19 protein-coding genes are annotated in these 26475 nt (G+C 69.4%); 14 read left to right on the top strand and 5 right to left on the bottom strand.

Annotated elements, in window-relative coordinates:
* Positions 1–30 precede the first annotated feature (30 nt).
* From tssE to WMF24_RS26860, 3 genes are all read right to left on the bottom strand, one after another.
* Positions 31–450, bottom strand: a complete 420-nt coding sequence (gene tssE / locus WMF24_RS26870; protein ID WP_437730244.1) for a type VI secretion system baseplate subunit TssE — start codon at positions 448–450, stop codon at positions 31–33.
* 46 nt (positions 451–496) lie between these two features.
* Complete coding sequence (tssD, locus tag WMF24_RS26865; RefSeq protein ID WP_437730243.1) at positions 497–982, bottom strand: type VI secretion system tube protein TssD; 486 nt, start codon at positions 980–982, stop codon at positions 497–499.
* 134 nt (positions 983–1116) lie between these two features.
* Positions 1117–1626 carry an Hcp family type VI secretion system effector gene (locus tag WMF24_RS26860; protein WP_437730242.1) on the bottom strand — a complete coding sequence of 170 codons (510 nt, stop codon included), beginning with the start codon at positions 1624–1626 and terminating at the stop codon, positions 1117–1119.
* A 561-nt stretch (positions 1627–2187) separates the two neighbouring features.
* Between WMF24_RS26860 and WMF24_RS26855 the strand changes: the two genes are divergently transcribed.
* A complete protein-coding gene (locus WMF24_RS26855) occupies positions 2188–3105 on the top strand; it encodes a hypothetical protein (RefSeq protein WP_437730241.1) in 918 nt (305 codons plus the stop codon).
* A 304-nt stretch (positions 3106–3409) separates the two neighbouring features.
* Here the strand turns inward: WMF24_RS26855 and WMF24_RS26850 are convergent, their stop codons facing one another.
* A complete protein-coding gene (locus WMF24_RS26850; protein WP_437730240.1) occupies positions 3410–4165 on the bottom strand; it encodes a hypothetical protein in 756 nt (251 codons plus the stop codon).
* A 39-nt stretch (positions 4166–4204) separates the two neighbouring features.
* On the bottom strand, positions 4205–5497 hold the full coding sequence (locus tag WMF24_RS26845; RefSeq protein WP_437730239.1) for a type VI secretion system-associated FHA domain protein: 1293 nt from the start codon (positions 5495–5497) through the stop codon (positions 4205–4207).
* 164 nt (positions 5498–5661) lie between these two features.
* Here WMF24_RS26845 and WMF24_RS26840 point away from each other — a divergent pair, with 164 nt between their 5' ends.
* From WMF24_RS26840 to glf, 13 genes are all read left to right on the top strand, one after another.
* Positions 5662–7521 carry a transglycosylase SLT domain-containing protein gene (locus tag WMF24_RS26840; RefSeq protein WP_437730238.1) on the top strand — a complete coding sequence of 620 codons (1860 nt, stop codon included), beginning with the start codon at positions 5662–5664 and terminating at the stop codon, positions 7519–7521.
* 37 nt (positions 7522–7558) lie between these two features.
* Positions 7559–10264: a type VI secretion system ATPase TssH gene (tssH, locus tag WMF24_RS26835; RefSeq protein ID WP_437730237.1), complete on the top strand. Its 2706-nt coding sequence runs from the start codon at positions 7559–7561 to the stop codon at positions 10262–10264.
* A 64-nt stretch (positions 10265–10328) separates the two neighbouring features.
* Entirely contained in the window at positions 10329–11126 is a 798-nt protein-coding gene (gene tssJ / locus WMF24_RS26830; protein ID WP_437730236.1) for a type VI secretion system lipoprotein TssJ, read from the top strand.
* Between the two features lie 155 nt (positions 11127–11281).
* The gene (gene tssK, locus WMF24_RS26825) at positions 11282–12643 is read left to right on the top strand and encodes a type VI secretion system baseplate subunit TssK (RefSeq protein WP_437730235.1); all 1362 of its coding nucleotides are present in this window, start codon (positions 11282–11284) and stop codon (positions 12641–12643) included.
* A gap of 34 nt (positions 12644–12677) precedes the next feature.
* Positions 12678–13355: a DotU family type IV/VI secretion system protein gene (locus tag WMF24_RS26820; RefSeq protein ID WP_436608617.1), complete on the top strand. Its 678-nt coding sequence runs from the start codon at positions 12678–12680 to the stop codon at positions 13353–13355.
* Positions 13356–13397: 42 nt separating this feature from the next.
* The gene (gene tssM, locus WMF24_RS26815; RefSeq protein ID WP_437730234.1) at positions 13398–17114 is read left to right on the top strand and encodes a type VI secretion system membrane subunit TssM; all 3717 of its coding nucleotides are present in this window, start codon (positions 13398–13400) and stop codon (positions 17112–17114) included.
* 730 nt (positions 17115–17844) lie between these two features.
* On the top strand, positions 17845–18819 hold the full coding sequence (tagF, locus tag WMF24_RS26810) for a type VI secretion system-associated protein TagF (RefSeq protein WP_437730233.1): 975 nt from the start codon (positions 17845–17847) through the stop codon (positions 18817–18819).
* Between the two features lie 171 nt (positions 18820–18990).
* Positions 18991–20688, top strand: a complete 1698-nt coding sequence (tssA, locus tag WMF24_RS26805; protein WP_437730232.1) for a type VI secretion system protein TssA — start codon at positions 18991–18993, stop codon at positions 20686–20688.
* Between the two features lie 125 nt (positions 20689–20813).
* Entirely contained in the window at positions 20814–21305 is a 492-nt protein-coding gene (gene tssB / locus WMF24_RS26800; protein ID WP_012237614.1) for a type VI secretion system contractile sheath small subunit, read from the top strand.
* Positions 21306–21308: 3 nt separating this feature from the next.
* Positions 21309–22793: a type VI secretion system contractile sheath large subunit gene (tssC, locus tag WMF24_RS26795; protein ID WP_437730231.1), complete on the top strand. Its 1485-nt coding sequence runs from the start codon at positions 21309–21311 to the stop codon at positions 22791–22793.
* Between the two features lie 189 nt (positions 22794–22982).
* Positions 22983–23573 (top strand): TIGR00730 family Rossman fold protein, encoded by a 591-nt coding sequence (locus tag WMF24_RS26790; protein WP_437730230.1) that lies wholly within the window; start codon positions 22983–22985, stop codon positions 23571–23573.
* A 637-nt stretch (positions 23574–24210) separates the two neighbouring features.
* Positions 24211–25365, top strand: coding sequence for a glycosyltransferase family 1 protein (locus tag WMF24_RS26785; protein ID WP_437730229.1), 1155 nt, complete (start codon positions 24211–24213; stop codon positions 25363–25365).
* On the top strand, positions 25350–26474 hold the full coding sequence (glf, locus tag WMF24_RS26780; protein ID WP_437730228.1) for a UDP-galactopyranose mutase: 1125 nt from the start codon (positions 25350–25352) through the stop codon (positions 26472–26474). The genes WMF24_RS26785 and glf overlap by 16 nt, the downstream gene beginning before the upstream one ends.
* Position 26475 lies beyond the last annotated feature (1 nt).

Raw genomic sequence — 26475 nt, 5'->3', positions numbered from 1 at the left:
ACCGCCGAGAGCCCGGACGCCGGGCAGGCGCTACGTCATCCGGACGTTGCCGCTCTGGTCCACCGCGGCGCCCAGCCGGAGCGCCTGGCGCCGGCCGTCGGCGAACTGGATCTGCGCGGTGATCTCGAACTCGAGGACCATGGACTGGGTCGCGTCGCTGCGCAGGTGCCGGACCTGGACGTTCTTCAGCCGCGGCTCGTAGGACTGGATGCAGTTCTTGATCGACCGTTGCACCAGGCCGATCGCCTCGGGGAACTCGTGGAGCACCTCGGACACCTCCATGAGGCCGTAGTCCGGACAGGTCAGCGAGCTGCCCTGGCGGGTGTTCAGCATGTGCCCGAGGTGCGTCAGGATCGCCGTCTCCAGGTCGTGATCCCGGTAGGTGTGCCGCTCCGTCGAGTGCGGGTCGGCCGCGTGCGTGATGCGGGTGAGGAGCGATGCGCCGGCCACGGCGCCATCGTAGATCAGCTCGCGCCTCGAGCGGAAGCCCGCCCGTTCAGCGCGGGGTGAGCCAGTCGTCCTCCGCCGAGATGCCCCCGTCGTTCCACGTCCAGACGACCTTCTGGTAGGTGAACGCGATCTGCTCCTGCTCGGGCACGCGCGCGAGCGCCGGGTTCCTCACGTTGAGGACGTGGAACTGGATGCTCGAGATGTTCGCGTTCGTGAGCCGGACCGTGAAGATGGGCCGCTCCACGCCGATCGCGATCGACCTGTAGAACTGCAGCTCCCAGTGCGGGATGTTCTCGTTGTGGCAGAGAACGTTCAGGAGGTGGGGGGTGGACCGGTCGAGATCCTTCGTGACGATGAAGGGCTTGTGCATCCGCTTGCCCGTCGGGCGACCGGTCACCGGATCGCGCGGAGCGACCAGCGAGTGGAATACCTCAGTCACCAGGATGCTACCTTCACGCCCCTTCTGCGTGACGGAGCCCCTGATTTCCCCTTGTCTTTCGCCGACGAGTCTGAGGTAGGCGTGGAGGGGCATGCCAACATTCTGATCCTGCTGAGCGTGATGGCCATGCCTGATCTGGGGCCCCCTGGCACCCCCATCTCAGGACGACAAACGCAACCGGGCGACCCGAAGGCCGCCCGGTGCGATGAGACCTCAGCCGCTAGGCGCTACTGCTGCGGCGCCTCCCAGTCGTCGTCCGCCTGGCGAGCGCCGTCGCCGTCGTCGTACGACCACTCGATCTTCTGGTACGTGAAGGCGATCTTCTCGTACTCGGGGATCTCCCTGCCGTCCGGCCGGCGGGTGTTCTCCATGTAGAAGTCGATGCTCGCGACGGTCGCGTTCGTGAGCTTGACGGTGTAGTGGTTCTGCTCCTTGCCGATGTTCTTCGCCGCCTGGGTGCCCGGCGTGTAGAACTTGAGCGTCCACTCCGAGATGCTCTCGTTGTTGACCAGGGCGTTGTAGAGGAGGGGGGTCGCCTTGTCGAGCTCCTTGGTGATCACGAAGGGCTTGTGCTGGCGCTTCCCGCTGGGCATGCCGGTCGCCGGATCACGCGGGCTCACGATCTGATGCTGCACCGCGATGATAGCGATCGACTTCTCGCGACCCTTCTGGGTGACCGAGCCGTCGATCGCCCCCTGCGTGACACCCTTCAGCGTAAGATGAGCTTGCAACGCCATGATCAGATGCCTCTTCCTTCTAGGTCTCGCCGCCTGGGCTCAGTCTACGCCCCATTGCGCGCTGGCAGACGGTCCGTCCCGTCGGGAGTAGGAGTTTGAATATCCAGAGATACGACTCTCATCGTATCTCTATCCCTGCTCATCGCAGGGAGTCCAGAAGGTAACTCCCTATATGGGAGCGTCAAGACTTTTGTGTCCCAGAACAGCGCGTGCTCCAGACCGCGGCAGACTGTCGCGGATCGTCCCCTGCCGTTCCCGATGGCCGAAATATTCCGTCGCAGGGACACGGCTTCGATAGGGAGGCAAGGGCGTGTCCAGCGCGTTGCGAAGCGGCGGACGCTGTGGGCGACGTGACGTCGTGCGGTGTGACGGAGCGATCCTGGGGTGGGCGCGACAGCCGACATGGAGAACAGGGTAGTCTGGCCGGCCAGCGGGCCTGGCCGGCCAGGGGTGGCCGGCCAGCGCGCGGCGGGCCAGCGGGGCAGGCGGGCCACACGCTGGCCGGCCAGGTGTTCGGTCGCGAACTCGCCTCGGCGATGCCTGGCATGATACGAAGGGCGCGTGAGCATCGTTCGTTTCGGCTCCGTCGTCGGCCTCGGGCTCGCCGCCGCCCTCACGGGCTGCGGATCGTACCCCGAGCAGCCGCACGGCGAGCTGCAGACACGCAAGCAGAATCCGATCCCGGTGTGCACCGCCCAGCTCCCGCCGGCGCGGCGCGCGGCGGGGGACAAGGCGGCCGTCCGCACCCTCGACGCCGACCAGTGGCTGGGGATCGTCGTCCCCAGCTACAGCGAGGAGCGCGGGATCGGGCCGACCGACGTCGACTGCACCGGCCACTACGTGTTCGCCAACGAGACGCTGCGCGGCGGCGTCTCCAAGTCCGGCTGGCCGCGCAAGATCGACCCCGACGAGGTCGAGATCCGCTCGGGGCCGGAGGGGCTGCGCGCGATCTGGGTGCGCGTCCTCAAGTTCGAGAACGGCGACGAGGGCGGGCTCGTCGCGCTCGTGCGCGCGGCCGGCGATCGCGCGGACGTCTACGGCGTGGGCAGCTTCCGCGCGCCGGGGAAGGGGACCAAGCTGTCGCCGGTGCGCCTCGGCAACGACAACCTCGTCGTGGCCGAGACGAAGGACTGCCCGGATCCCGACGACTGCAGGCAACGAGCGCACTTCTACCTCGCGCGGAGAGGGCGGTTGATCGAGGCCGCGTCCGTCGACCTGGAGCGCACCGCGGTGGTCCCCTCGGTGACCGAGCGCGGGCTGTACGCCCGCTACGTGCTGCGCACCGACGTCTCGTACAAACCGAACGGGATCCAGCTCCTCGAGCAGGTGCGGGTGAAGATCGTGAAGTACGAGGACGGCAACCGCGACAGCGACCGCGAGCTCCGCCGCGTCGAGTTCCAGCGCTTCCTCCGGGTGGAGCGGGATACGCTCTTCTCGTCGAACGACCCGCTCTGGGAGCGCGTCGTCGGACAGGACTAGAACGGCAGCGGCGGCCAGGGGGCCGGAGGGGGAGCGCGGGGGGGCGGGCGGGGGCCCGCCGAACTCGCAGGACGCGCGCCTCGCCCGCGCAGAGCGCGGACGAGGCGCGCGTGGATCTGCTCGGACACCGGCCCGTCCCCGCCCGCCCCCCCGCGCTCCCCCTCCGGCCCCCTGGCCGCACCACCGGGGGAAATGAAGGGGGCGCCGTCCCGGCGGCGTGACGCCGTGCTGGGGTTGGGAGAAGGGCCGTGAGAGAGGGGCGTGGGGCGCCGGCGAGGTCGCGACCGCGCCGGCGAGGGGACGCCTACCAGCAGAAGAGCGCGTTGCCGTAACCGCAGTTCGGGGGCTGGAACATCGCGTAGGCCGTGCCGATGGCGAGGCCGCTCAGGAAGCCCGTGACGCCGCCGATCGCGATCTGACCGGCGTGCTCGTGCGGGCGCGTGCGCTCACTCGGCGCGCCATCGGTGGCCATGCCACGGGCGATCGAGGTGACGACCGAGGCCGTGAGAGGGAAGGCCACATTGCCGATGAAGCCGCCTGCGTTGAAGCGGCCCGACGAGTAACGGAAGGTGTCGACCAGGAAGATGCCCGTACCCGCACCGGTCGCACCCCACGAGGCGAAGGCGTGCGTGGAAGGGCCACCGAAGGATCTGCATTCCGAGCTGGACAGGGCCGTCTTCGTCTCGTCGGTGCTGCAACCCCGGCGCGTCGACTGGATCGCGTCCTTGATCGGCAAGTCCACGAGCAGCGTCAGCGCGGTCATCGTCATGGCCGGCGCCAGGACCGAGAAATGCCAGCGCCCCTTCCAGCCGACCGTGGCCTCAGGGTCGCTGTAGTAGACGCGCGGCATCAGGAAGACGACCGAGGTTCCCAGGACGAGGCTCACGTCCGATACCGTGGCCCAGTCCTTGTCGCGCTTTACCTGCGCAGCCGCCTCGCGGGGGGCGAGGAGGCACGCGGCGACGGCCACACAACCTGCTGCTGCTACGACTTTCTCCCTGATTCGCATGAACGGCGCCTCGCGTTCGGCTGCGCCTCCGGCGAAGATCGGCGAGCCCAAGGCGCGGCTCGCCGCGTGAAGCCCCGCCGTCGAGGGGCGCTACCGTTTGTTCGGATTCCCAGAGACGGGGAAGCGGACGATGCTCCGGCCTCCCGGCTCGCCGGATGACACGTAGTCCTCTGCGGCGGTCGCAGCGTACGCCCGGTAGAACTGCTCGCCAAATATTTCCCGAAACGTCTCCTTGTCCTCGCCCGAGTAGTCGCCGTGGCGACGCTCGTACAGCCGCCAGAGCTCCTCGTACTTGTTCGAGAACAGCCCGCCCTTCTTGCCCTCGCGCTCGAGCTTCTCCTCGAGCGTCTTCGGCGAGAGCTTCACGAGCAGCGACCGGACACCCCCCATCACGCCGCTCAAGAGCGCCATCTGGTGGCTCATCACGTCGGCGAAGATCTCCTGCAGCTGACGCGCGGCGTCCGCGCCCCCCTCCGGCGTGAGCAGCACCGTGCCGAGCGCCTTCGCGTCCTTCACGGTCGCGACCTTGTCGGTCTCTCCCGAACGATCGCGGGCGAGCACCTCGGCCTCGAACGTCTGGTAGCCGTCGCGCAAGCTCACGAAGCACTTCAGGAAGACCTCCATCGTGTCGCGGAGCCGCCGCGCGAAGTTGACGATGCTCGCGACGTCGTCCGGGGGCTTCGCGCCCGGCGCGAGCGCGCTCGCGAGCTCCGAGAGCGCCGCGAACGCGGCGTTCGCTGGGGCCAGCTCGCCGAGCGTGCGGTAGTCCACGCCGTAGTACTGCGAGATCTTCTGGAAATCCCGCTCCGCGAGGACGCTCGGGTGCTCCTCGCCCAGGCGGCGGAGGTAGCTCTGGCGCGCGTCGGGCGGGAGCCGCGCGAGGTGATCCCAGATCATCCGGTACACCGCGGCCCACGCGGTCCGGTACGCCTCGAGGTACGGGACCACCTGGCGCAGGTACGGGTCCTCGCCGCCCGGCGCGGCGCGCTTCTGCGGCGTGAGCAGCGCCGAGAGGTGCTCGCCGCTCGTCCCGAGCAGGGTTCCGTCGTTCGGGCTCTCGGCCTTCAGCGGCGCGTCGATGATCGCGAGCCGGATCTGGATCGGGCCGATCGTGATCTCCGGCTGGCTGGTCACGTCCACCGACGTGTCGCGCGCCAGCCGGTGCCCCGCGAACATCGTCCCGTTCGTGGAGCCGAGGTCGCGCACGAGGATCCGGCGATCGCGGACGTCCACCGCCGCATGGAACTGGGAGATGTACGGCCGGTCGATGTGAAGGTCGTTCAGCTGGTTCCTGCCGATCCGGACAGGGAAGCGCTCGAACGAAGCGTCGAAGCTTTGGTTGGCCTGGGTGTCGGACACGCGGGCCGAGAGCGCCGCCGGCATGGGGTGCAGACTAGCAGACCCGCTCCGCCGCACGGGAGTGCCTGACGTGGCTCCGCGCCGGGCCGGCCCGCCTCGGCCATCGACCCGCGGCCCACGGCGCTCGCGCGCGCCGGCCGGTCGGTTTGTTGACCCGCTTGCCTACATGGTGCGACCTTAAACCACACATGAGCCTCGTCGATAAGATCCCTCCGATGGTCTCGGCCCTGGCGTTCGGCTACGGGGTCGGGATGGCGGCGCCGCAGTCGGCGATCTCGTCGGTCCAGTCGGCGGTGTCGACCTACCAGGTGGGCGGAGCGCGGACCACGGCGCCCGTCACCGCCGCGGCGCTCGCCGCCGCGTCGCCGACGTATGGGGCGCTGACATACGCGCCGCCGGCGCGCGGCTTCGGCGCGGCCGCGGCGACGCCGGGGAGCGAGTCGCGGGAGCTGTCGCGGCTGCGCGACGCCGCGGGGCGCGACGCGCGGGAGGGCGCCGCCTGCGATCTCGATCGGCCGAGCTACTCGCGCCCGCCGCGCGCGTTCTCCGCCGAGGGCACCTACGCCGACGACGTGGACGACCTCGACGCGGCCGGCGCCGAGGCGCTGTCGAAGCTGCAGCTGCCCGACCTCCGGCTCGCCGTGTCGCGCCGCACCCTCAAGTACGTCCGCTTCTTCACGCGCACCGATCGCGGGCGGCAGATGTTCGAGACGTGGCTGAAGCGCAGCGGGCGCTACCAGGAGATGATCCAGGCCGAGCTCAGGGACCGGCGGCTGCCGGAAGATCTCATCTGGGTCGCCATGATCGAGAGCGGCTTCGATCCGACCGCGAAGTCGCCGGCCGGCGCCGTCGGGCTGTGGCAGTTCATGCCCGCCACCGGGGCGGTGTACGGGCTCCAGCAGTCGCGGCACCTCGACCAGCGGAAGAACCCGCGCCTCGCGACGCAGGCGGCCGCCCACCACCTGCGCGATCTGTACATGCGCTTCGAGAGCTGGGATCTCGCGCTCGCGGCGTACAACATGGGCTACGAGCAGCTGCTCGACCGCATCGATCGGTACGGCACGTCCGACTTCAACGAGCTGGCGCGCCAGGAGGCGCTCCCGTCGGAGACGGCGGCCTACGTGCCGAAGATCGGGGCGGTGGCGATCGTCGCGAACAACCTGGAGCGGTTCGGGTTCGACAGCGTCGAGGTCAGCCGGCCGGTCGACGCCGCCGAGATCGCGGCGCCCCCGGGGACGCCGCTCAAGACCATCGCGAAGGCGGCGGGCGTCGCGACGTCGACGCTGCGGAAGCTGAACCCCGATATCCTGGGCGATCGCGTGCCGCCCGGCCGGGGGGACTACCTCGTGATGGTCCCCTCGGACACGCTGGCCCGGGCGCAGGCGGCGCTGCCCGCCATGCTCTCCACGGAGCTGCTCGCCACCGACGACGCGTCGATCCTCGATCCCGTCGACCTGCTCGGCGGGCGCGACTTCATGCCGCGCAAGGGGTACCGCGACGACGAGAGCCTGCTCTCGCTGCTCCCGAAGCCGCGGAAGCGGACGGCGGACACGGCGGACGACGACGAGCGCTCCCCGAGCCGCAAGCGGCGCTCGATGCGCGATCCGGTGGCCGCGGCGCCGCTCGACGACGGCGCAGGCGACCCGGACGACGCGGTCCGCGGCACGCCGCGGCCGGAGCGCAGGCGGCCGGAGCGCGAGGTGATGCTCTACCGCGTCGGGCCCGGCGATACGCTGATCGGCGTGGCGCGGCAGTTCGTCATCGACGTCGAGGACGTCGCGCGCGATAACGGCCTTGACCCGGACCAGAAGCTCCGCGTCGGCGCCCTGCTGAAGCTGCGGATACGGCCCGACATGGTGGACCGCGTGGCCTCCGGCGAGGCGCACGCCGCGCAGGCGAAGGACGGCAAGAGCGGAGGCGGCGCGGCGCCGGGCGGCGAGGCGACCCGCGGCGAGGCCAGGCCGCCCGCGCGGGGGCGCGGCGAGGCCGGCGGGACGGATGGACGCGCCCCGGAAGCCGCGGAGAAGAAGCGCAAAGGGCGCGGCTGACGACGGCGCTTTCGGACGAGGGCGCGCCTCGGTTAGCATGCCGCGCATGCAGCTCGTCGACACCAAGGCCATCGTCAAGCGACTAACCAAGAACTGCACTTCAGCCCTCGAGGCGGCGATTGGCCAGTGTGTCAACGCGCGCCACTACGAGGTGACCCTCGAGCACCTGCTCCTCGCGCTGCTCGACGACGCGAACTCCGACATCGCGTTTCTCGTATCCCACTATGATCTCGACCCGTCGCACCTCCGCGCGGCGCTCCAGCGCAGCCTGGAAGAGCTGAGGAAGGGCAACGCCGGGAGGCCCGTGCTCTCGCCGACGATGCTCGAGTGGATGCAGGACGCCTATCTCGTCGGATCCATGGAGTACGGATACCAGCGGGTGCGGAGCGGCGTGCTCTTCCAGCGCCTCGTCCAGCTGCCGACCCGCTACTCGGTGAGCGGCATCGGCGCTTACCTCGAGGGCATCTCGAAGGAGGACCTCAAGAACAACCTGCCCAAGATCGTCTCCGGCTCGAAGGAGGAGGCCGAGGCCGTCGCGGCGTCCGCGGGCGCGGGCGCGCCCGGGGCAGGGAAACTACCGGCGGGGATGGCGAGCGCCGGGCCCGATTCGGCGCTCGCGAAGTTCTGCGTGGACTACACGGGCAAGGCGCGCGCGGGGCAGATCGATCCGATCTTCGGGCGCGAGCGGGAAATCCGGCAGGTCATCGACATCCTCGCGCGCCGGCGCAAGAACAACCCGATCATCGTCGGCGACGCGGGCGTCGGGAAGACGGCGCTCGTCGAGGGGCTCGCGCTGCTCATCGTCGAGAGCACGCCGGAGAACCCGAAGGTGCCGCCGCTCCTCCAGGGGGTCGACATCCTCGGGCTCGACATGGGGCTCCTCCAGGCGGGCGCCGGCGTGAAGGGCGAGTTCGAGAACCGGATGAAGCAGGTGATCGCCGAGGTGAAGGGGTCGCCGAAGCCGATCATCCTCTTCATCGACGAGGCGCACACGCTGATCGGCGCGGGCGGCCAGCAGGGCGGGGGCGACGCGGCCAACCTGCTCAAGCCGGCGCTCGCCCGCGGCGAGCTCCGGACGATCGCGGCGACGACGTGGAGCGAGTACAAGAAGTACATCGAGAAGGACGCGGCGCTCGAGCGGCGCTTCCAGCCCGTCAAGGTCGACGAGCCGAGCGAGCCGGCGGCCGTCGTCATGCTCCGCGGGCTCCGGCCGAAGTTCGAGCAGGCCCACAACGTCATCATCCAGGACGAGGCCGTGACCGCGGCCGTGCGGCTGTCGGCGCGCTACCTGACCGGCAGGCAGCTCCCGGACAAGGCGGTCGACCTGCTCGACACCTGCGCGGCCCGCGTGAAGGTCGCGCTGCAGCAGCGCCCCGCCGCGGTCGAGGACGCCGAGATCCTCATCGTGAACACCGAGACCGAGCTCAAGGCGCTCGAGCGGGATCGCGACAGGGGCGTGCACATCGACGAGGAGCGGGTCGGCGCGCTGAAGGACAGGCTCGCGAAGGCGAAGGCCGAGCTCGAGACGGTGCGCGCCGCGTACGCGAAGGAGACCGCGGGCACGCAGCGGGTCATCGACGCCCGCAAGAAGATGGACGAGGCCAAGACGAACGAGGAGCGCGACGCCGCGCGCCGCGAGGTGGTCAAGGCGCTCGACGAGCTCAAGCAGAGCCAGGGCGAGGTGCCGCTGGTCCGGCCGGACGTCGACGAGGCCATGGTCGCGAGCGTCGTCGCGGCGTGGACGGGCATCCCCGTCGGCAAGATGGTCCAGGACGACGTGAAGGCGCTCCTCGAGATGGAGGACCGGCTGACCCGGCGGATCAAGGGCCAGACGAACGGCATCGTCACGATCTCCAAGGAGCTCCGGAGCGCGCGCGCGGGCCTGAAGCCGCTGAGCACGCCGCAGGGCGTGTTCCTGCTCGTCGGGCCGAGCGGCGTCGGCAAGACGGAGACCGCGCTCGGGATCGCCGACCTCATGTTCGGCGGCGAGCGGATGATGACGGTCATCAACATGTCCGAGTTCCAGGAGAAGCACACGGTCTCCCGGCTCATCGGCTCGCCGCCCGGCTACGTCGGCTACGGCGAGGGCGGCATGCTCACCGAGGCCGTGCGCCAGCGGCCCTACACGGTCGTGCTCCTCGACGAGGTCGAGAAGGCCGATCCCGACGTGATGAACCTGTTCTACCAGGTGTTCGACAAGGGCATGCTGAGCGACGGCGAGGGGCGGCTCGTCGACTTCAAGAACACGGTCATCATCCTCACGAGCAACCTCGCGACCGACAAGATCACGAACATGACGATCGCCGCGCGGGAAGAGGACCCGGCGCGGCGGCTCGACGCCGATCCCGAGTTCATCAAGGAGGTCGTCGAGGCGATCAAGCCGACGCTCTCCGCGCACTTCAAGCCGGCGCTGCTCGCCCGCATGACCACGGTGCCGTACCTGCCGATCTCGCCGGACGCGCTCGGCGAGATCACGCGGCTCAAGCTCGACGCGCTCGTCGATCGCCTGCGCAAGAGCCAGCGGATCGAGGCCTCGTACTCGGACGCGCTCGTCGACACGATCGCGGCGCGCTGCACCGAGGTCGACACCGGGGCCCGCAACATCGATCACATCCTCCGGGCGTCGCTCCTGCCGCAGCTCTCGGTCGCCGTCCTCGAGAAGATGTCGGAGGGGCCGCTCCCGAAGCGGCTCCAGATCGGCGTCGACGCCGAGAAGAACTTCACGATCGCGTTCTCGGACTGATCGACCCCGCCCCGCGCACCGAAAGTTGTACGAGCCGCGGGACTCCGCCTAAATTGGGTGGAGCATGGTCGCGTTCGCCAAGCTCCGACAGCGTTCGATGTGGATCGGGGAGCCGCGCTCGCCCTCCCCGGAACCGGAACCGGAACCGAAGGAGGAGGGCGCGGCGGCCCGGCGTGGGCCGGCGTCGCGCCTCGGCGGGGCAAAGCCGGCGAGGGTCGCCGCCGCCCTCGCCGCCGCGACCCTCGCCGCACTCCTCGGCGCCGCCCTGCCCGCGGCGATCGCGGGCTGCACGTCCGCCGCGCCGCCGCCCGCGGCGCCCGAGCCGTGCGACGTGCAGATCGTGACGCTCTCGATCTACGCGTCCGACAACATCAACCCCAACGAGAACGGGAACCCGCGGCCCGTCGTCGTGCGGCTCTACCAGCTCAAGAGCACCGCGCGCATGGAGAACGCGACGTACGACCAGATCCTGCTCCGGGACAAGGAGACGCTCGAGGACGACCTCGCGAAGGTCGACGAGGTCGAGGTCTTCCCGAACGACCTCGTCGAGGTGAAGTTCGAGCGCTTGCCGGACGCGAGCCACCTCGTCGGCGCCGCCTTGTTCCACAGCCCGAAGGGCAACAGCTGGAAGACGTTCTACGAGTTCCCGCTCCCGCCCGGAGAAGCGCAGTGCGGCGGGCGCGAGTCCGACGCGGGGCCGCCCGTCGCCGACCCGCGGGTCGCGTTCTTCATCGACTCGACGAAGATCGACAACGGGGTCGAGTTCGACGAGTCGATGTTCCCCAACGCGAGCGCCGTGCGCCGGCTCAGCCTGCCGAAGAAGGTGGCCGCGCCGGAGGCGCCCGCCTCGCGGGGGAGGTAGGCGATGGAGCGCCCCGGTCGTCCTCGGTGCGGTCGCTGCGGCGGTCCTCGAACGACGAGCGGCGCGACGCGCGCGCCGCGGCGTCGGGGCGCCCAGCGCGCGGCCAGCTTTCGCGCCGCGGCGCAACGCACATCTGATAAGACTGGACGGGCGACATGATCCACCCGCGCAAGCCTGTCTGGACCGAGGGGCTCTTCATGACCCCTCAGCATCTTCAGCAGTCGGACCTGTACCACGAGACGCTGCTCCACGCGCGCCTCCACGCCGTCGTGGGCTACGACTGGGGCATCACCGCGGCGCAGTTCGATGAGCGCGCGCTCTCGGCCGGACAGTTCAAGGTGGTGAAGTGTCACGGCGTCTTCCCCGACGGGACGCCGTTCTTCATCGGCGATCGCGGGGAGGACCAGGTCGAGGCGCGGCCGCTCGAGGGAGTCTTCCCGGCCGCGCTGAAGACGCTCGACGTCTTCCTCGGGATCCCGAACCTGCGCGAGACCGCCGCGAACATCAGCCTGGACCCGGCGAAGGCTGGGCCGGCGCAGCGGTTCGTGGCGTCGCAGACGACGGTCCCGGACGTGAACTCCGGGCGCAACGACACGTCTGTCACCTGGGCCCGCGCCAACCTGCGGCTCATCTTCGGCACCGAGCCGCGCGACGCCTACCAGACGGTGCGCATCGCGCAGCTCGCCCGCGACCGCGCGGGCGCGATCGTCCTCCAGAAGAGCTTCATCCCGTCGGTCCTCCGCATCAACTCGTCGGACCACATCATGTCCGGCCTCCGGCGGGTGCTCTCGGCGCTCGTCGGCAAGCAGAAGTCGCTCGTCGACGGGCGGCGCATGCGCACCGCCGCCTCGGTCGACTTCCAGGCGTCGGACATCACGAAGTTCTGGCTGCTCCACACCTTGAACTCGTACATTCCGATCGTGTCGCACCTCGTCGACCACGGGGGCGCGCACCCGGAGCAGTGCTACGTCGTCCTGGGCTCGCTCATCGGCGAGCTCTGCACGTTCTCGGCGGCGGACAGCGACCCGACGACGCTCCCCAAGTTCAACTACCTCGAGCTCGAGGGCGTCTTCGATCCGATGTTCGATCGGGCCGTCACGCTCATCAGCGGGGTCGTCACCGATCAGTTCGTCATCGTGCCGCTGGAGAAGCGCGAGGACGGGATGTACCTCGGCAAGTTCGACGACCCGAAGCTGCCGCGGAGCCACGAGCTGTTCCTGGAGGCGAAGGGGACGGACGAGGCCACGCTGCGCGAGCGGCTCCCGCGCCTGCTCAAGATCGGATCGTGGAGCCAGATCGGGCACATCCTGCACTCCGCGACCCCCGGCGTGCGCGTCGCGATCGAGTACCGGCCGCCGGGCGCCATCCCGGTGAAGCCGGGGCTCGTCTACCTGCGCGTCGACCAGGCCGGCGATTACTGGAACGACATGCTCGGCTCTGGCACGATCGCCATCTACCAGCCCATCGAACCGCAGAAGGTCGACCTCCGGCTGATCGCGGTCCCGGCAGGGAAGTGATCGTGCCCGGCCGTCTCTCCCGGGTGAGGAGCCCATGAGCCTCTCGCAGACGATGTACTTTGTTTGCTCCGACGTCCTGTCGCTGATCCTGCAGCTCAGGAACTCTCGCGATCTGCCGGCGCCGGACATCCTCCAGCGGCGCGTCCTCGGCCTGTTCGAGACGATGATGCAGAACGGGCGGGAGGCGCGCATCCCCGAGCAGGACATGATCGACGCGAAGTTCGCGCTCGCGGCCTTCGCCGACGAGGTGATCTTCAACTCGAACTGGCCGGGCAGGACGCAGTGGCTCCAGAACCCGCTCCAGTTTCAGTTCTTCCAGCTCAACACGGCCGGTGACGGGTTCTTCACGAACCTCGACAACCTCTACGGCCAGCGCGGCAGGAACCACGTCGCGCAAATCTACTTCCTGTGCTTGGCCCTCGGCTTCCAGGGGAAATATCGTCTGCGCCAGCAGGAGGGCCTCGGCGCCGTCATCGAGGGGGTTGGCAACTACGTCGCGGTCAGCGAGGGCGGCGGGGAGGTCCTCGCGCCCAACGCGGAGCGCAAGGACGGCGGCGCAGGCGCGGTGCGCCGCGAGCTGCCCTACCTCGCGATCGCGCTCGGCCTGCTCGTGCTCGCCGTCCTCGTGGTCATCGTGCTCCGGCTCGTCGTGGCCTCGGACGCGGAGGACGTCGCCGACCAGATCAGAAAGCTCATCAGCACAGGGACCTAGGCGAGTCCGCCCGTCCTCTGCTGTTCCCGAGGGAGACTTCCGATGTGGCTGTGGATCCTGAGCGCCCTGTTCCTCGCCGCCGTGTGGGGACTGTGGTTCATGCTGCGACCCGGGGCAGGGGAGGGGGCCGAGGCGTTCCCGATCGAGATCCCGCTCGCGGCGACGGCGGCCGTCGTGGCGCTGCTCGTCGGGCTCGCCGTGTACCGGCGCATCCGCGCGGCGCGCGCCGCGCGGGCGCTCGAGAAGGCGATCGCGCAGCAGGCGCAGGAGCAGGTGATCAACGCGAAGCCGGAGCGGCGCGCGGAGATCCAGGAGCTCAACCGGCAGATGCAGGAGGGCATCGCCGCGCTGAAGGCCTCGAAGCTCGGCGGGGGTAAGCGCGGCGCGGACGCGCTCTATGTCCTGCCCTGGTACGTGATGGTCGGCCCGCCCGGCGCCGGCAAGACGACCGCGCTCCGGCACTCGGGGCTCGTGTTCCCGTACATCGACCCCGAGCGCACCGGGGTGCGCGGCGTCGGCGGCACGAGGAACTGCGAGTGGTGGTTCACGAACGAGGCGATCCTCCTCGACACCGCCGGCCGGTACACGACCGAGAGCGACGACCACGACGAGTGGATGGCGTTCCTCGAGCTCCTCGTCCGCTACCGCGAGCACAAGCCGCTGAACGGCATCATCGTCGCGGTGAGCCTGAGCGAGCTGCTCGACGCGAGCGACGACCAGATCGACCAGACGGCCAAGAAGATCCGCGCGCGCATCGACGAGATGCAGCAGACGCTGCACATGGTGCTGCCGGTCTACGTGCTCTTCACGAAGAGCGATCTCGTGGCGGGCTTCACCGAGTACTTCGGCGACCTGAAGAAGAGCGAGCGCGCCCAGCCCTGGGGCGCGACGATCCGGCTCGACGAGAACAAGGACGAGCCCGGCAAGATCTTCGACCGCGAGTTCGACGTCCTCGTCGAGAAGCTCCACGCGCGGCTGACGAAGCGGCTCATCGGCGAGCGCAGCCGCGAGGTGAAGGAGAAGAGCTACCAGTTCCCGCTCGAGTTCGCGGCGGTGAAGCGCAACCTGTCGGACTTCATCGCCGCGGCGTTCGCGCCCGGGGCCGGCGCGGCGCCCGCGCCGATCCTGCGCGGGTTCTACTTCACGAGCGGCGTGCAGGAGGGGCGGCCGCTCGACCGCGTCGTCGGGGCGATGGGGCGGGCGTTCGGGCTGCGCGCGGCGCTCGGCGAGGGCGAGGAGGACGCCGCGATCCCGAAGGAGTCGAAGAGCTTCTTCCTGCACGACGTGTTCACGAACGTCGTCTTCCCCGATCAGGACCTCGCGGCGCGCACCGAGGCGGAGCTCCGACGGCGCCGGCTCCAGCGGATCCTCGTCGCGGCGGCGGCGGCGATCGTGGCGCTCCTGTTCCTCTTGCCGGCCTTGATCTCGTACTTCAACAACAGGGAGCTCGTCGCCGAGACCCGGCGCATCTCCGACGAGATCGCGTTCGTGGACTGGTCCGGGCGCAGCGGCGGTCCGCCGAACGTGCCCGCGAACATCGACAAGCTCGACAAGCTGCAGGCGCACGTGGGGAAGCTCGACGGCTACGTCGAGAACACGCCGCTCGACCACAGCTGGTTCATGTTCCAGGGGGACAAGCTCTTCCCGCCGACGATGGCGCAGTACATCAAGAGCCTGAAGCAGGGGTTCGTCGGTCCGGCGAAGGCGCAGCTCGAGGCGAAGCTCGAGCGGGTGCGCGACGGCGAGTTCCTCGAGGGCTACAACGCCCTGCGCACGTACCTGCTGCTCGGCAAAGAGTACCAGGACTACATGGATGACCAGGCGGCGCGGCGGGAGACCGGGCGGCTCGTCCAGGTCTGGGCCGACTTCCTGAAGCAGTGGACCGACCTGCCCGAGAGCGACCTCAAGGAGCGGCTCACGCCGCACGTCGCCTATTACATCGACCTCGTGCGGCGCAGGAAGCTCGAGGCCGAGGATCTGAACGGGCCCCTCATCGACAGGGCGCGCGCCGACCTCCTGCGGGTGGATCCGACGAAGCGCTACTACGACCAGTTCGTCACGAAGCTGATCGACGAGAAGTACGACGAGTCGGGGCCGAACACGCCGGAGAACCTGAAGTACCCGCCGGTGTCTCTCGACGAGATGTTCGCGGACCGGCCCGAGGTGCTGACCGTCGTCCACAGCGCGCAGAAGAACCGGACCGGGAAGTGGTTCCAGGTGCAGGGGCCCTACACGGCCAAGGGGCACGCGCAGGTGATCGAGTCGCTCAAGGAGGGGAGGAAGGAGCTCGAGCGCGAGCTCTGGGTGCTCCCGCTGACGAGCGTCGAGCAGCGGCAGGGCGATCAGATCCAGAAGGAGCTCGACCGCGTCCGGCAGGACTACGACAACGCGTACGTCGCGCAGTGGGAGGCGTTCTTCCGCGACATCCAGGTCGACGTCCCGCAGACGAACCGCGACGCGGTCCGCGAGTTCAGGATCCTCTCCACGCCCGACTGGCCGTACCGGCGGCTGCTCCAGCGGCTCTCGGACGAGACGCAGTTCGCGAAGGACGAGCAGCCGAACGTGCTGACCGCGGACGGCGGCCTGATCGATCGCGCCAAGAACATGATCGCGCAGAAGGTCGACCAGCGGACCGGCGCGCGGATCGACCAGATCCTCCCGGGCAGCAACCGGCGCGAGCACTACGACCCGGTGCCCAAGAAGTTCGAGTCGATGGCCCAGTTCGGGGTGCCGGGGCCGGCGGTCGAGGGGCAGCCTCCGCCGCCCGCGCCCAAGCTCAACCAGTACGTCGGGCACCTCGAGCGGCTCGCGGGGGAGATGAGCGTCGTCGAGGACGGGCCGCCGGACGCGGACACCTCGAGGGCCACGGAGGCGTTCCAGGACGCGGTGAAGGAGACCCAGGGGCTGCTGCTCTCGATGGACCCGACCGGGCAGCGGCTGATGGAGCCGCTGCTCATGAACCCCCTGCGTCAGGCGTACAAGGCCGTCGTGCGGCGCGCGGGCGGCGCGGCGAGCGGGATCTGGGAGGTCGAGGTCTGGCCGCACTACCGCGACAAGATCAAGGACCGCTACCCGTTCAACCTCGCCTCGTCGCGCGACGCCTCGCTCGAGGACGCGATGGCCTTCTTCAAGCCGAAGGAGGGGGTGCTCTGGGGCTTCTACGAGACGTACCTCAAGGGCTTCCACTACCAGGTCGGGCACGAGTACTTCCCGAAGTCGCACCTGTCGGGGCAGCCGCAGTCGGCGAAGCCGTTCACGCCGTTCAACCCGAACCTCTACAATTGCCTGCGGCGCTCGAACGAGATCACCGACGCGCTCTTCGGCAGCAGCGGCGGCGCGGAGCCCAAGGTCGTCTTCCACATCAACATGAAGACGGTCAGCCCCATCGTGAGCGAGGTGATCTTCGAGGTCGACGGCCAGAAGAGGCTCTATCGCAACGAGAAAGAGTTCTGGCACACCTTCAACTGGCCCGGGGAAGGATCGAAGGGCGCGAGGATCCAGGTGCGCGGCGCGGGCGGGCTCGACGAGGAGCTCGTGCGCGAGGGGCCGTGGGGGATCTTCCGGCTCTTCGAGGCCGGGACCACGACCGCCCAGAAAGACAACGACGAGCTCTTCACGGTGACGTGGCAGATGACGGCGCCTCCGGTGACCGTGACCATGGAGATCCGGCCGACCCGCGGGAACCACCCGTTCCCGACGAGCTTCTTCCGGGCCACCAACTGCCCCCCCAGCATCGGCGACCGCTTCGGCAAAGGGTGATCCGAACAGCAACGGAGCCGGCGGGGGAGGGGGTGTCGTGCGGGGGGCCGGCGGGGGCCCCTCCCGCGAACTCGCGCCTTGTGGTGGCTATTGCCGTGGGAACGGAGAGGCTTGGACTACGAGGGATCGCTGCGATGCGGGCCGGCGCTCGGATTCGCGGGGCCCTACCCCGCCGGCCCCCCGCACGACACCCCCTCCCCCGCCGGCTCTTTGTGACGGAATGAAGGGGAAGGGGGCGGTTGATCCAGGCCGCAACCGCCCCGGCCTGAGACCGCTCCAGCCTGCGCTGTGGCTCTGGCCCGCAACCGCAACCCGACATCGCTCCCGCCCACGGTCGCTCCACTCGAGCCTGCAGTCGCTCCAGCCTGCGGTCGCTCCCGCGGACGGTCGCTCCCGCCCCCTCTCGCTTCAGGCTGCGGTCGCGCCTGCCTGCGAACGATGAGCGTTGCGATCGTGACGACTTTTTATTTCAAAGGAGCCGGGTGGGGAGGGGGGCTGCGCGGGCGGGGGGCGGCGGGGGAGGGCCCCGCGAATCCGAGCGCCGGCCCGCGGCGAAGCGAGTCGCTCCTGGTCTCGCCTGGCCCGTATGTGAGGCAATAGCCACCAAAAGGCGCGAGTTCGCGGGAGGCGCCCCCGCCGCCCCCCGCCCGCGCAGCCCCCCTCCCCACCCGGCCCTCCCCACCCGGCCCTAGCGTTCCGTGTGGGGTTCGTGGTTCACTCTCGGGCCGTCATGTTCTGGCGCCGCAAGAAGGGCCCTGCCGCTCCGCCGCAGATCGGCTGCTTCGGCAAGCTGCCCGCCACGGGCGATTTCATCCGGCTGAACGCTGGCGGAGAAGAGCTCGCCGCCTTCGACCGATGGCTCGGCGCAGCCATCGATTTCGCCCGGCGCGCCATGGGGCCCCATTTCGACGCGTACTACCAGACCGCGCTCGGGCTCTTCGTCTTCCACGGCGACCCGAAAGGCGACGAGCCGCCCACCCGCGGGCTCGTGGGCGCCTGGGCCGCCAGCGGCGACAACGCTGGCCGGCTCTACCCGATCGTCGTGTTCGGCTCGTACGATTACGACCAGCTCGTCGCCGCAGGCGCGTCGCTCCCCATCACCCTGTTCCCCCTCCTCGCCGCCGCCCACGACGCCGCAACCAACGGGCGCAACATGCCCGTCGACGCGTTCCTCCACCGCGTCTCCCAGATCGCTCCGCCGTCGCTCGACGACGCCGAGACGTCGCACGCCAACTACCGCGCATGGCTGAAAACCCAGCCGATGAAGGCGCTCTGGGACGCAGGCTTCGGCACCGACGCGAGCCGCTTCTGGGTGCTGCAGAACATCCTCGAGTCGGTGACGCCGTTCCGCGGTCAGGAGCTGCCACGGACAGGGCTCGCGCTCAGGCTGCCGCTCGGCGCAGGCGACGCCTACGCCGCCGCCGTGTGGATGGACATCACCCTCCGCCTGTCCAAGTGGGGACGTACGCTGATGAACGCGTTCTGGACACCCCAGCGCACCCTGCTCCTCCACCTCGGGCCACCCCACGTGGGCTCGTTCCGCGAAATGATCGCGCCCACCACCCAGGCCGAACACATCGCCGACCTCTGCGGGCCCCCGCCGGTCGAGGAGCACGTCTCCCGACACGCCCTCGGGCCAGAGCTCGACGCGCTCGTCGCACGCACCGACCTGTCGCTCGATAGCTTCCTCGAGGCCCTCGGCTGACCGATGCCCGAGCGCCGACGCCCGAGCTGCCCCGTCCGCCGCACCCTCCATCGCACCCGTCACCGCCTTGGTTACCGCACGGGGCCGCGCTCCGGTCGGCGCGACGGCTTGCGCGCGGGGGTCCATGATTCGCCGTCCACGCTCGGGACGTCTTGATATCCTGCGCGACCCATGGCCGCTGAAGACGCGATCAACCAATCCAAGGAGCGCATCGAGGCGCTGTTCGCGCCCATCAACGGAGGCGTCGGCGCAGACGTCACCTACGACGAGGCGTTCGAGGCCCTCAAGAACGAGGTCGACAAGCTGCAGTCGCTCGCGGGCGGCAAGGTCGACTGGGCGCGCATCGCGAGCGGCGCCGACGAGATCCTCACCGAGAAGTCCAAGGACTTCCGCGTCGCCCTCTACTACGCGGCGGCGAAGGCGCAGCTCGACAAGCTCCCCGGCCTGCTCGATGGGCTCGTCCTCGTGCAGGAGCTGAACGGCGCGTTCTGGGACACCATGTACCCCGCGCTCCGGCGGCCCAAGGCGCGCGGCAACCTGTGCGCCTGGTTCAGCGAGATCTCGGCCGCCGCGCTCGCCGGCATCACGCCGTCCGCCGCAGAGCGCGACGTGGTGAACGCCCTCGAGCAGGTGAGCCGCGCCGTCGACGCCGACCTCGGCGACAAGCTCGGCGAGGCGTACGGCGGGATGGGCCCGCTCCGCAACGCGATCCGCAGCCTCGTCGCAAGCCTGCCGGCCGAGGCGCCGCCGCCCCCGCCGCCGCCGCCCCCGCCGCCGCCGAAGCCGGAGCCGCCGAAGGCAGAGCCGCCGAAGGCCGCCGAGGCGGCGCTGGTCCAGGCGCCCGTGGCCACGGCGGTCGTCGTCACCCCGCCGCCGAGCCCGCCGGCCGTCGTCGCCACGGCGGACCCGGCGCTCAGCGTCGAGGCGATCGTCGACGAGGACTCCGCGCTCACGGCGCTCGGCCGCTGCGCGCCGCTGCTCGCGCGCGCGGGCGACGCGCTCCGCGCCGCAGATCCGAAGCGCGCGGCCGCGTACCGCATCCTCCGCGTCGGGCTCTGGGTCGACCTCCTCGACGACCCGGGCGCCTCGTCCCCGAACGGCGCAACGGCGATCCCGCCGCCGCCCGAGCACGTGCTGCAGACGCTCCCGGCGCTGACGAGCCAGGGCGCGTTCGCCGACCTCCTGTCGGTCGCCGACGAGTACGCGCAGAACTACCCCCTCTGGCTCGATCCGCACCGGTACGCGGCGAACGCGCTCGAGCAGCTCGGCGAGGACTACGCCGACGCGCGGCGCGCCGTGCTCGTCGAGGTGGGCGCCCTCGTGCTCCGCGCGCCGCTCCTGCCCAACCTCAAGTTCAGGGACGGCACGCCGTTCGCGGACAGCGAGACGCAGGCCTGGCTCGCGAACGAGGTGGCGGCCGTCCTCGGCGGCGGAGGGAACGGCGCGGCGGCGCCGGCGAGGCCGCGGAGCTACCTCGACAAGCCGCTGTCCGAGGCGCGCGGGCTCGTCGCGAACCAGCAGCCCGTCGACGCGATGGCGCTCCTCGAGAAGGCCGCGGCCGCCGCTCCGTCGGCGCTGGACCGCTTCCGCGTGCGGCTCGCCATGGCGCAGATCAACATCGATCTGTCCCAGTTCCTCGTGGCGCGCGCGCAGCTCGAGGCGCTGGAGCAGATCGTCGACCACCACCGATTGTCGACATGGCAGCCGGATCTCTGCGCGGAGCTCTACGCCGCGCTCCACACATGCTACCGGGTGCTGAACCAGGGCTACGAGGCCACACCCGAGGCGAAGGCGAAGGAGGCGCTCTGCTTCGAGCGCGTCTGCCAGCTCGACGCTGCGCTCGCCCTGAAACTTTCGCTGGAGGCCTGAGGAGGGCCCGTGCGACGCCCGATGCGCGCCGCGCCGAGAAGCTTGCCCGATGGGCGAGGGTTTTGGTCTATGCTCGAACGGCCTGCGGGCGCTCCGCCCGCTGCCGACGGGGAAAGGAGCCTGCGATGAAAGAGGGATCGGTCGCGCCGAAGGAGCGCGTGAACATCACGTACAAGCCGGCCACGGGGAACGCGAAGGAAGACGTCGAGCTGCCGTTGAAGCTCCTGATGCTCGGCGACTACACGCAGCGGCCGGATCCGCGGCCCCTCGAGGACCGCAAGCCGATCAACGTGGACAAGGACAACTTCCAGAAGGTCATGAGCGAGCAGAAGCTCGCGCTCACCTTCAATGTCAAGGACGTCCTCTCCGAGCAGGAGAACAGCGAGCTCACGGTCAACCTCAAGTTCCGCCGGCTCAGCGACATGGAGCCCGAGGCGATCGCGAACCAGGTGCCGGAGCTCAAGAAGCTGCTCGACCTGCGCGCCGCGCTGACGGCCCTGAAGGGCCCGCTCGGGAACGAGAAGGCGTTCCGCAACAAGATCCAGCAGATCCTGAGCGACCCGGCCCAGCGCAACAAGATCGTGAGCGAGCTCGGGCTCGACAAGGAAGGGGAGTGAGCGATGGCGACAGAGACACAGGTCGCGGGGAGCGCAGGCGTCCAGACCCTCGAGGGAGGGTCCCTGCTCGACGAGATCCTCGCCGAGACGAAGATGACGCCCGGCGACGAGGGGTACGAGATCGCCAAGAGGGGCGTGCAGGCCTTCATCTCGGAGCTCGTCGCCCCGCGGCGCGAGGGTGAGAAGGTCGACAAGGCCTTCGTCGACGCGCTGATCGCGGAGATCGACGTCAAGCTCTCGCGGCAGATCGACGAGATCCTCCACCACCCCAGCTTCCAGAAGCTCGAGTCCGCGTGGCGCGGCCTCAAGTTCGTCATCGACCGGTGTGATTTCCGCGAGAACATCAAGGTCGAGATGCTCAACTGCTCCAAGGAGGACCTCCTCGCCGATTTCGAGGACGCCCCCGAGGTGCCGAAGAGCGGCCTGTACAAGCTCGTCTACTCGGCGGAGTTCGGCCAGTTCGGCGGCAAGCCGGTCGGCGCGATCGTCGCGAACTACGAGTTCGGGCCCGGACCCCAGGACATCGCGCTGCTCCAGAAGTGCGCCGCCGTCGCGGCGATGTCGCACGCGCCGTTCATCGCGGCGGCCGGCCCGCAGTTCTTCGGCCTGAAGGACTTCATCGGACTGCCCAACCTGAAGGACCTGAAGGCGCTCTTCGAGGGGCCGCAGTACACGAAGTGGAACGCGTTCCGCGAGACGGAGGACGCGCGCTACGTCGGGCTCGTGATGCCGCGCTTCCTGCTCCGCCTGCCGTTCGGCGCCAACACCGTCCCGGTGAAGGCGTTCAACTACGAGGAGGACGTGGTCGGCAAGCACGACGCGTACTGCTGGGGCAACGCGACGTACGCCTTCGCCACCCGGCTCGCCGACAGCTTCGCCAAGTACCGCTGGTGTCCGAACATCATCGGCCCGCAGGCGGGCGGCGCGGTGGAGAACCTGCCGCTCCACCAGTACGAGGCGATGGGCGAGATCCAGACCAAGGTGCCGACCGAGATCATGCTCACCGAGCGGCGCGAGTTCGAGCTCTCCGAGGAGGGGTTCATCGGGCTCACGTTCCGCAAGGACTCGGACAACGCCTGCTTCTTCTCGGCCAACTCCGCGCAGAAGCCCAAGTTCTACGGGCAGAGCGAGGAGGGCCGGGCGGCCGAGATGAACTACCGCCTCGGGACGCAGCTCCCGTACATGCTCATCATGTGCCGCATCGCGCACTACCTGAAGGTGCTGCAGCGCGAGCAGATCGGGACCTGGAAGGAGCGCGCCGACCTCGAGAAGGAGCTGAACGACTGGATCGGCCAGTACGTTGCCGATCAGGACGTCGTCTCCGCCGCGACCCGCGGGCGCCGGCCGCTCCGCAAGGCGAGGATCATCGTCACCGAGGTGCCGGGCAACGCCGGCTGGTACAAGGTCGACATGCAGGTGCGCCCGCACTTCAAGTACATGGGCGCGTTCTTCACGCTCAGCCTCGTCGGCAAGCTCGACAAGGAGTAAGCCGCCCGACGCGCGCCGCGCCGCCTGCGCGCGGCGGGGTCGTCGACCCGGCGCCGCGCCCGCCTGCGCGCGGCGCCCCTGCGGGGCTCACGCCACAGCGGCTCGCCACAGCGCGTCGGCCAGCGGCGCGACGGTCCCCCGGGGGGAACGCCGCTGGAACGGGCGCGCCTGCCGGCGTAGGCTCGCCCCATGAGGAAGCTCTCGAGGATCTGCGTCTACTGCGGGTCGAACCCCGGCGCGTCGCCGGCCTACCGCGAGGCGGCCGTGCGGCTCGGGGAGCTCCTTGTTTCGCGAGGGATCGGGCTCGTGTACGGGGGAGGCCGCGTGGGCCTCATGGGCGCGATCGCCGACGCGGTGCTCGCGCGCGGCGGGGAGGTGACCGGCGTGATCCCCCACTTCCTCAACCAGCGAGAGATCGAGCACCGGGGGCTGACGGAGCTCCACGTCGTCGAGACGATGCACGAGCGCAAGGCGAAGATGGCGGCGCTGTCCGACGCCTTCATCGCCCTGCCAGGCGGCATCGGGACGCTGGAGGAGCTGTTCGAGGTGTGGACATGGACGCAGCTCGGCTCCCAGGACAAGCCAGTCGGGCTCCTCGACGTCCAGGGGTACTACCGCCCGCTGATCGCCTTTCTGGATCACGTGGTGTCCGAGCAGTTCATGAAGCCGGGCCACCGCGCCGTGCTCCAGGTGGCCGACGACGCGACGGAGCTCCTCGCGCTGCTCGCCGCGTGGCGCCCGAGCGCCGAGTACAAGTGGATGCTGCCTGGAGAGCGATAGGCGCCGCGCGCGCTCCTCAGCAATCCAGGAGCGGCGTGCATTCCCTCGAGTCGAGTGCTCTTCTAGCGTCCTGAGCGCGCAGCCCGGACGTCGAGTGTCGCCTGCGGTGTTTTCCTTAGGGAAGAGCCCAGCTCGTCTCCGGTGCTCGATGTAGCTTCTCGCCGTTTCGAGGGGCGTTTTCGGCCACAAGGAGCCCACGTGGGATCTTTTTGAACCGCCAAGGGGCCAAGGACGCCAAGAAAACACAAAGATCTTGGCGTTTTATGGCGCCTTGGCGGTTCCATCATGCCGGCAGGGCGGGGGAATTCCCCACCACCTCCGCCGGCTGCGGAGGCGCCTCTCCGGGCGCATCGATGTTGCATCCTTCGTGAAGAGGCAGCAGGAAACGCCCGATCCGCGGCGCATTTTGCCCCATCTGTGGCAGGTTCGTCCGTTGCGTCCGTCGAGCGCTGCCCACGCGGCGGGCACGCGCCGTTCGCGCTCCACGCAGCGGATGTAGCGGATTGCCGCGCTTCCAGGGGCGGCGTTTCACGCCGTGATCGCGGCGTCTCCGTCGATGGCTGTATCGTGCCGTCGGCCCGTAACTTGCTAAACGTCCGGCGCGCACAGGTTCCCTTTTCCACCGATTGGAGACAAGATGAAGCAGGCAGGGCCGGATCTCATCTGTTTGTCGCACCTGCGCTGGAACTTCGTCTTCCAGCGACCGAACCACCTGATGAGCCGCTTCGCGCAGGAGAGGCGGGTGTACTTCGTCGAAGAGCCGGTGTTCCAGGAAGGACCTCCGCGGCTCGAGGCGAGACACATCGAGGCCAATCTCACCGTCGTTGTGCCGCACCTGCCCCACGGCACCGAGCCGGAGGAGGCCCTCGCGCAGCAGCGCCGGCTGCTCAACTCCCTCGTGAAAGAGCAGGACATCCGGCAGCCGATCCTCTGGTTTTACACGCCCATGTCGCTGCCGATCGCCGCCGACGTGGAGCCGTCGCTGGTCGTGTACGACTGCATGGACGAGCTCTCCGCCTTCCGCGGCGCGCCGCCGATGCTCCGGGAGCGGGAGCGCGAGCTCTTCTCGCGCGCCGACCTCGTGTTCACGGGGGGCCAGAGCATCTACGAGGCGAAGCGCGCCCACCACCCGTCGGTGCACGCCTTCCCGAGCAGCGTCGACGCGGCCCACTTCGCGCGGGCGCGCGAGGCGACGCCGGACCCGGAAGATCAGCGCGACATCCCCAGGCCGCGCCTCGGGTTCTTCGGCGTGATCGACGAGCGGCTCGACGTGGAGCTCGTCGCCCGCGTGGCCAAGGAGCGGCCCGATTTCCAGCTCGTGATGCTCGGGCCGGTCGTCAAGATCGACCCCGCCACGCTGCCCCGGCGGCCGAACATCCACTGGCTCGGCCAGAAGTCGTATCAGGATCTCCCGGCCTACCTCGGCGGCTGGGACGTGGCCATCATGCCGTTCGCGCTCAACGAGGCGACCCGGTTCATCAGCCCGACGAAGACCCTCGAGTACCTCGCGGCGGGCAAGCCGGTCGTCTCGACCGCCATCCGTGACGTCGTCACGCCGTACGGGGACAGGAAGGCGGTGCACATCGCCGACGCGTCCACGTTCGCGGCGGCCGTCGATGCGGCGCTCGCGCAGCCCAGAGAGGAGCGCCTCGCGATCGCGGACGCGATGGTGAGCGCGACGTCGTGGGACAAGACGTGGCGCTCGATGTCCAGGCTCATGACAGACGCTCTCCACTCCAAGCGTTCGGCGGCGGTCCGGACGGAAGGAAACGTGCCGTGTTCGACTATCTGATCGTAGGTGCTGGGTTTGCTGGCAGCGTCCTCGCGGAGCGCCTCGCCTCGCAGATGAACAAGTCGGTCCTCCTGTGCGACAAGCGTCCTCACATCGGCGGCAACGCGTACGATTGCTACGATGACGCCGGGGTCCTCATCCACAAGTACGGACCGCACATCTTCCACACGGCGTCGCCGCGCATCTTCCGCTACCTGTCGCAGTTCACGGAGTGGCGCCCGTACGAGCACTGCGTGCTCGCGCACGTCGACGACAAGCTCGTTCCGTTCCCGATCAACGTCGACACGGTGAACGCCCTCTACGGGACGAGCTACTCGCCCGCCGAGGTCGAGGCGTTCTTCGCGCGCGTCGCCGAGCCGATCAAGAACGTCCGCACCTCCGAGGACGCTGTCGTCAGCAAGGTGGGACGGGAGCTCTACGAGAAGTTCTTCCGCAATTACACGCGCAAGCAGTGGGGGCTCGACCCGTCCGAGCTCGACGCCGCCGTCGCGTCGCGCGTGCCGGCGCGCACGAACTACGACGCGCGGTACTTCACGGACGAGTTCCAGGCGATGCCGCTCCGCGGGTACACGCGGATGTTCGAGAACATGCTCGATCACAAGAAGATCAGGATCGTCCTGAACACCGATTATCGCGACATCATGAACGAGGTGAACTTCAGGGAGATGATCTATACCGGGCCGGTGGACGCCTTCTTCGACCACCGCTTCGGGAAGCTTCCCTACCGTTCCCTCGATTTCAAGTTCGAGACGCACGACAAGGAGATCTTCCAGCCGGGCGCGGTCATCAACTACCCGAACGAGCACGCGTACACCCGGATCACGGAGTTCAAGTACCTCACCGGGCAGCAGCACCCGAAGACGAGCGTTGTCTATGAATTCCCGACGTCCGAGGGCGACCCGTACTACCCGGTGCCGCGGCAAGAGAACGCGGAGATCTACCGGAAGTACAAGGACCTTGCCGACGCGACGCCGAACGTGCATTTCGTCGGGAGGCTCGCGACGTACCGGTACTACAACATGGACCAGGTGGTGGGTCAGGCCCTCGCCACCTACGACCGCATCCGCGAAGCCAAGATGAACGGAGCCGCCGTCACCGTCGCCGCCTGAT

It is taken from the genome of Sorangium sp. So ce1335 (assembly GCF_051521615.1).
Lineage (GTDB): Bacteria > Myxococcota_A > Polyangia > Polyangiales > Polyangiaceae > Sorangium.
The sequence above is the reverse complement of the archived record's forward strand: the minus strand, read 5'-3'. Positions and strand labels throughout refer to the sequence as shown.

Excerpts from the sequence above, each read along its gene's own strand:
- tssD (WP_437730243.1), bottom strand. The coding sequence starts at position 982 with ATGCCCCTCCACGCCTACCTCAGACTCGTCGGCGAAAGACAAGGGGAA.
- WMF24_RS26860 (WP_437730242.1), bottom strand. The coding sequence starts at position 1,626 with ATGGCGTTGCAAGCTCATCTTACGCTGAAGGGTGTCACGCAGGGGGCG.
- WMF24_RS26845 (WP_437730239.1), bottom strand. The coding sequence starts at position 5,497 with ATGCCGGCGGCGCTCTCGGCCCGCGTGTCCGACACCCAGGCCAACCAA.
- WMF24_RS26840 (WP_437730238.1), top strand. The coding sequence starts at position 5,662 with ATGAGCCTCGTCGATAAGATCCCTCCGATGGTCTCGGCCCTGGCGTTC.
- tssH (WP_437730237.1), top strand. The coding sequence starts at position 7,559 with ATGCCGCGCATGCAGCTCGTCGACACCAAGGCCATCGTCAAGCGACTA.
- tssJ (WP_437730236.1), top strand. The coding sequence starts at position 10,329 with ATGGTCGCGTTCGCCAAGCTCCGACAGCGTTCGATGTGGATCGGGGAG.
- tssK (WP_437730235.1), top strand. The coding sequence starts at position 11,282 with ATGATCCACCCGCGCAAGCCTGTCTGGACCGAGGGGCTCTTCATGACC.
- WMF24_RS26820 (WP_436608617.1), top strand. The coding sequence starts at position 12,678 with ATGAGCCTCTCGCAGACGATGTACTTTGTTTGCTCCGACGTCCTGTCG.
- tssM (WP_437730234.1), top strand. The coding sequence starts at position 13,398 with ATGTGGCTGTGGATCCTGAGCGCCCTGTTCCTCGCCGCCGTGTGGGGA.
- tagF (WP_437730233.1), top strand. The coding sequence starts at position 17,845 with ATGTTCTGGCGCCGCAAGAAGGGCCCTGCCGCTCCGCCGCAGATCGGC.
- tssA (WP_437730232.1), top strand. The coding sequence starts at position 18,991 with ATGGCCGCTGAAGACGCGATCAACCAATCCAAGGAGCGCATCGAGGCG.
- tssB (WP_012237614.1), top strand. The coding sequence starts at position 20,814 with ATGAAAGAGGGATCGGTCGCGCCGAAGGAGCGCGTGAACATCACGTAC.
- tssC (WP_437730231.1), top strand. The coding sequence starts at position 21,309 with ATGGCGACAGAGACACAGGTCGCGGGGAGCGCAGGCGTCCAGACCCTC.
- WMF24_RS26790 (WP_437730230.1), top strand. The coding sequence starts at position 22,983 with ATGAGGAAGCTCTCGAGGATCTGCGTCTACTGCGGGTCGAACCCCGGC.
- WMF24_RS26785 (WP_437730229.1), top strand. The coding sequence starts at position 24,211 with ATGAAGCAGGCAGGGCCGGATCTCATCTGTTTGTCGCACCTGCGCTGG.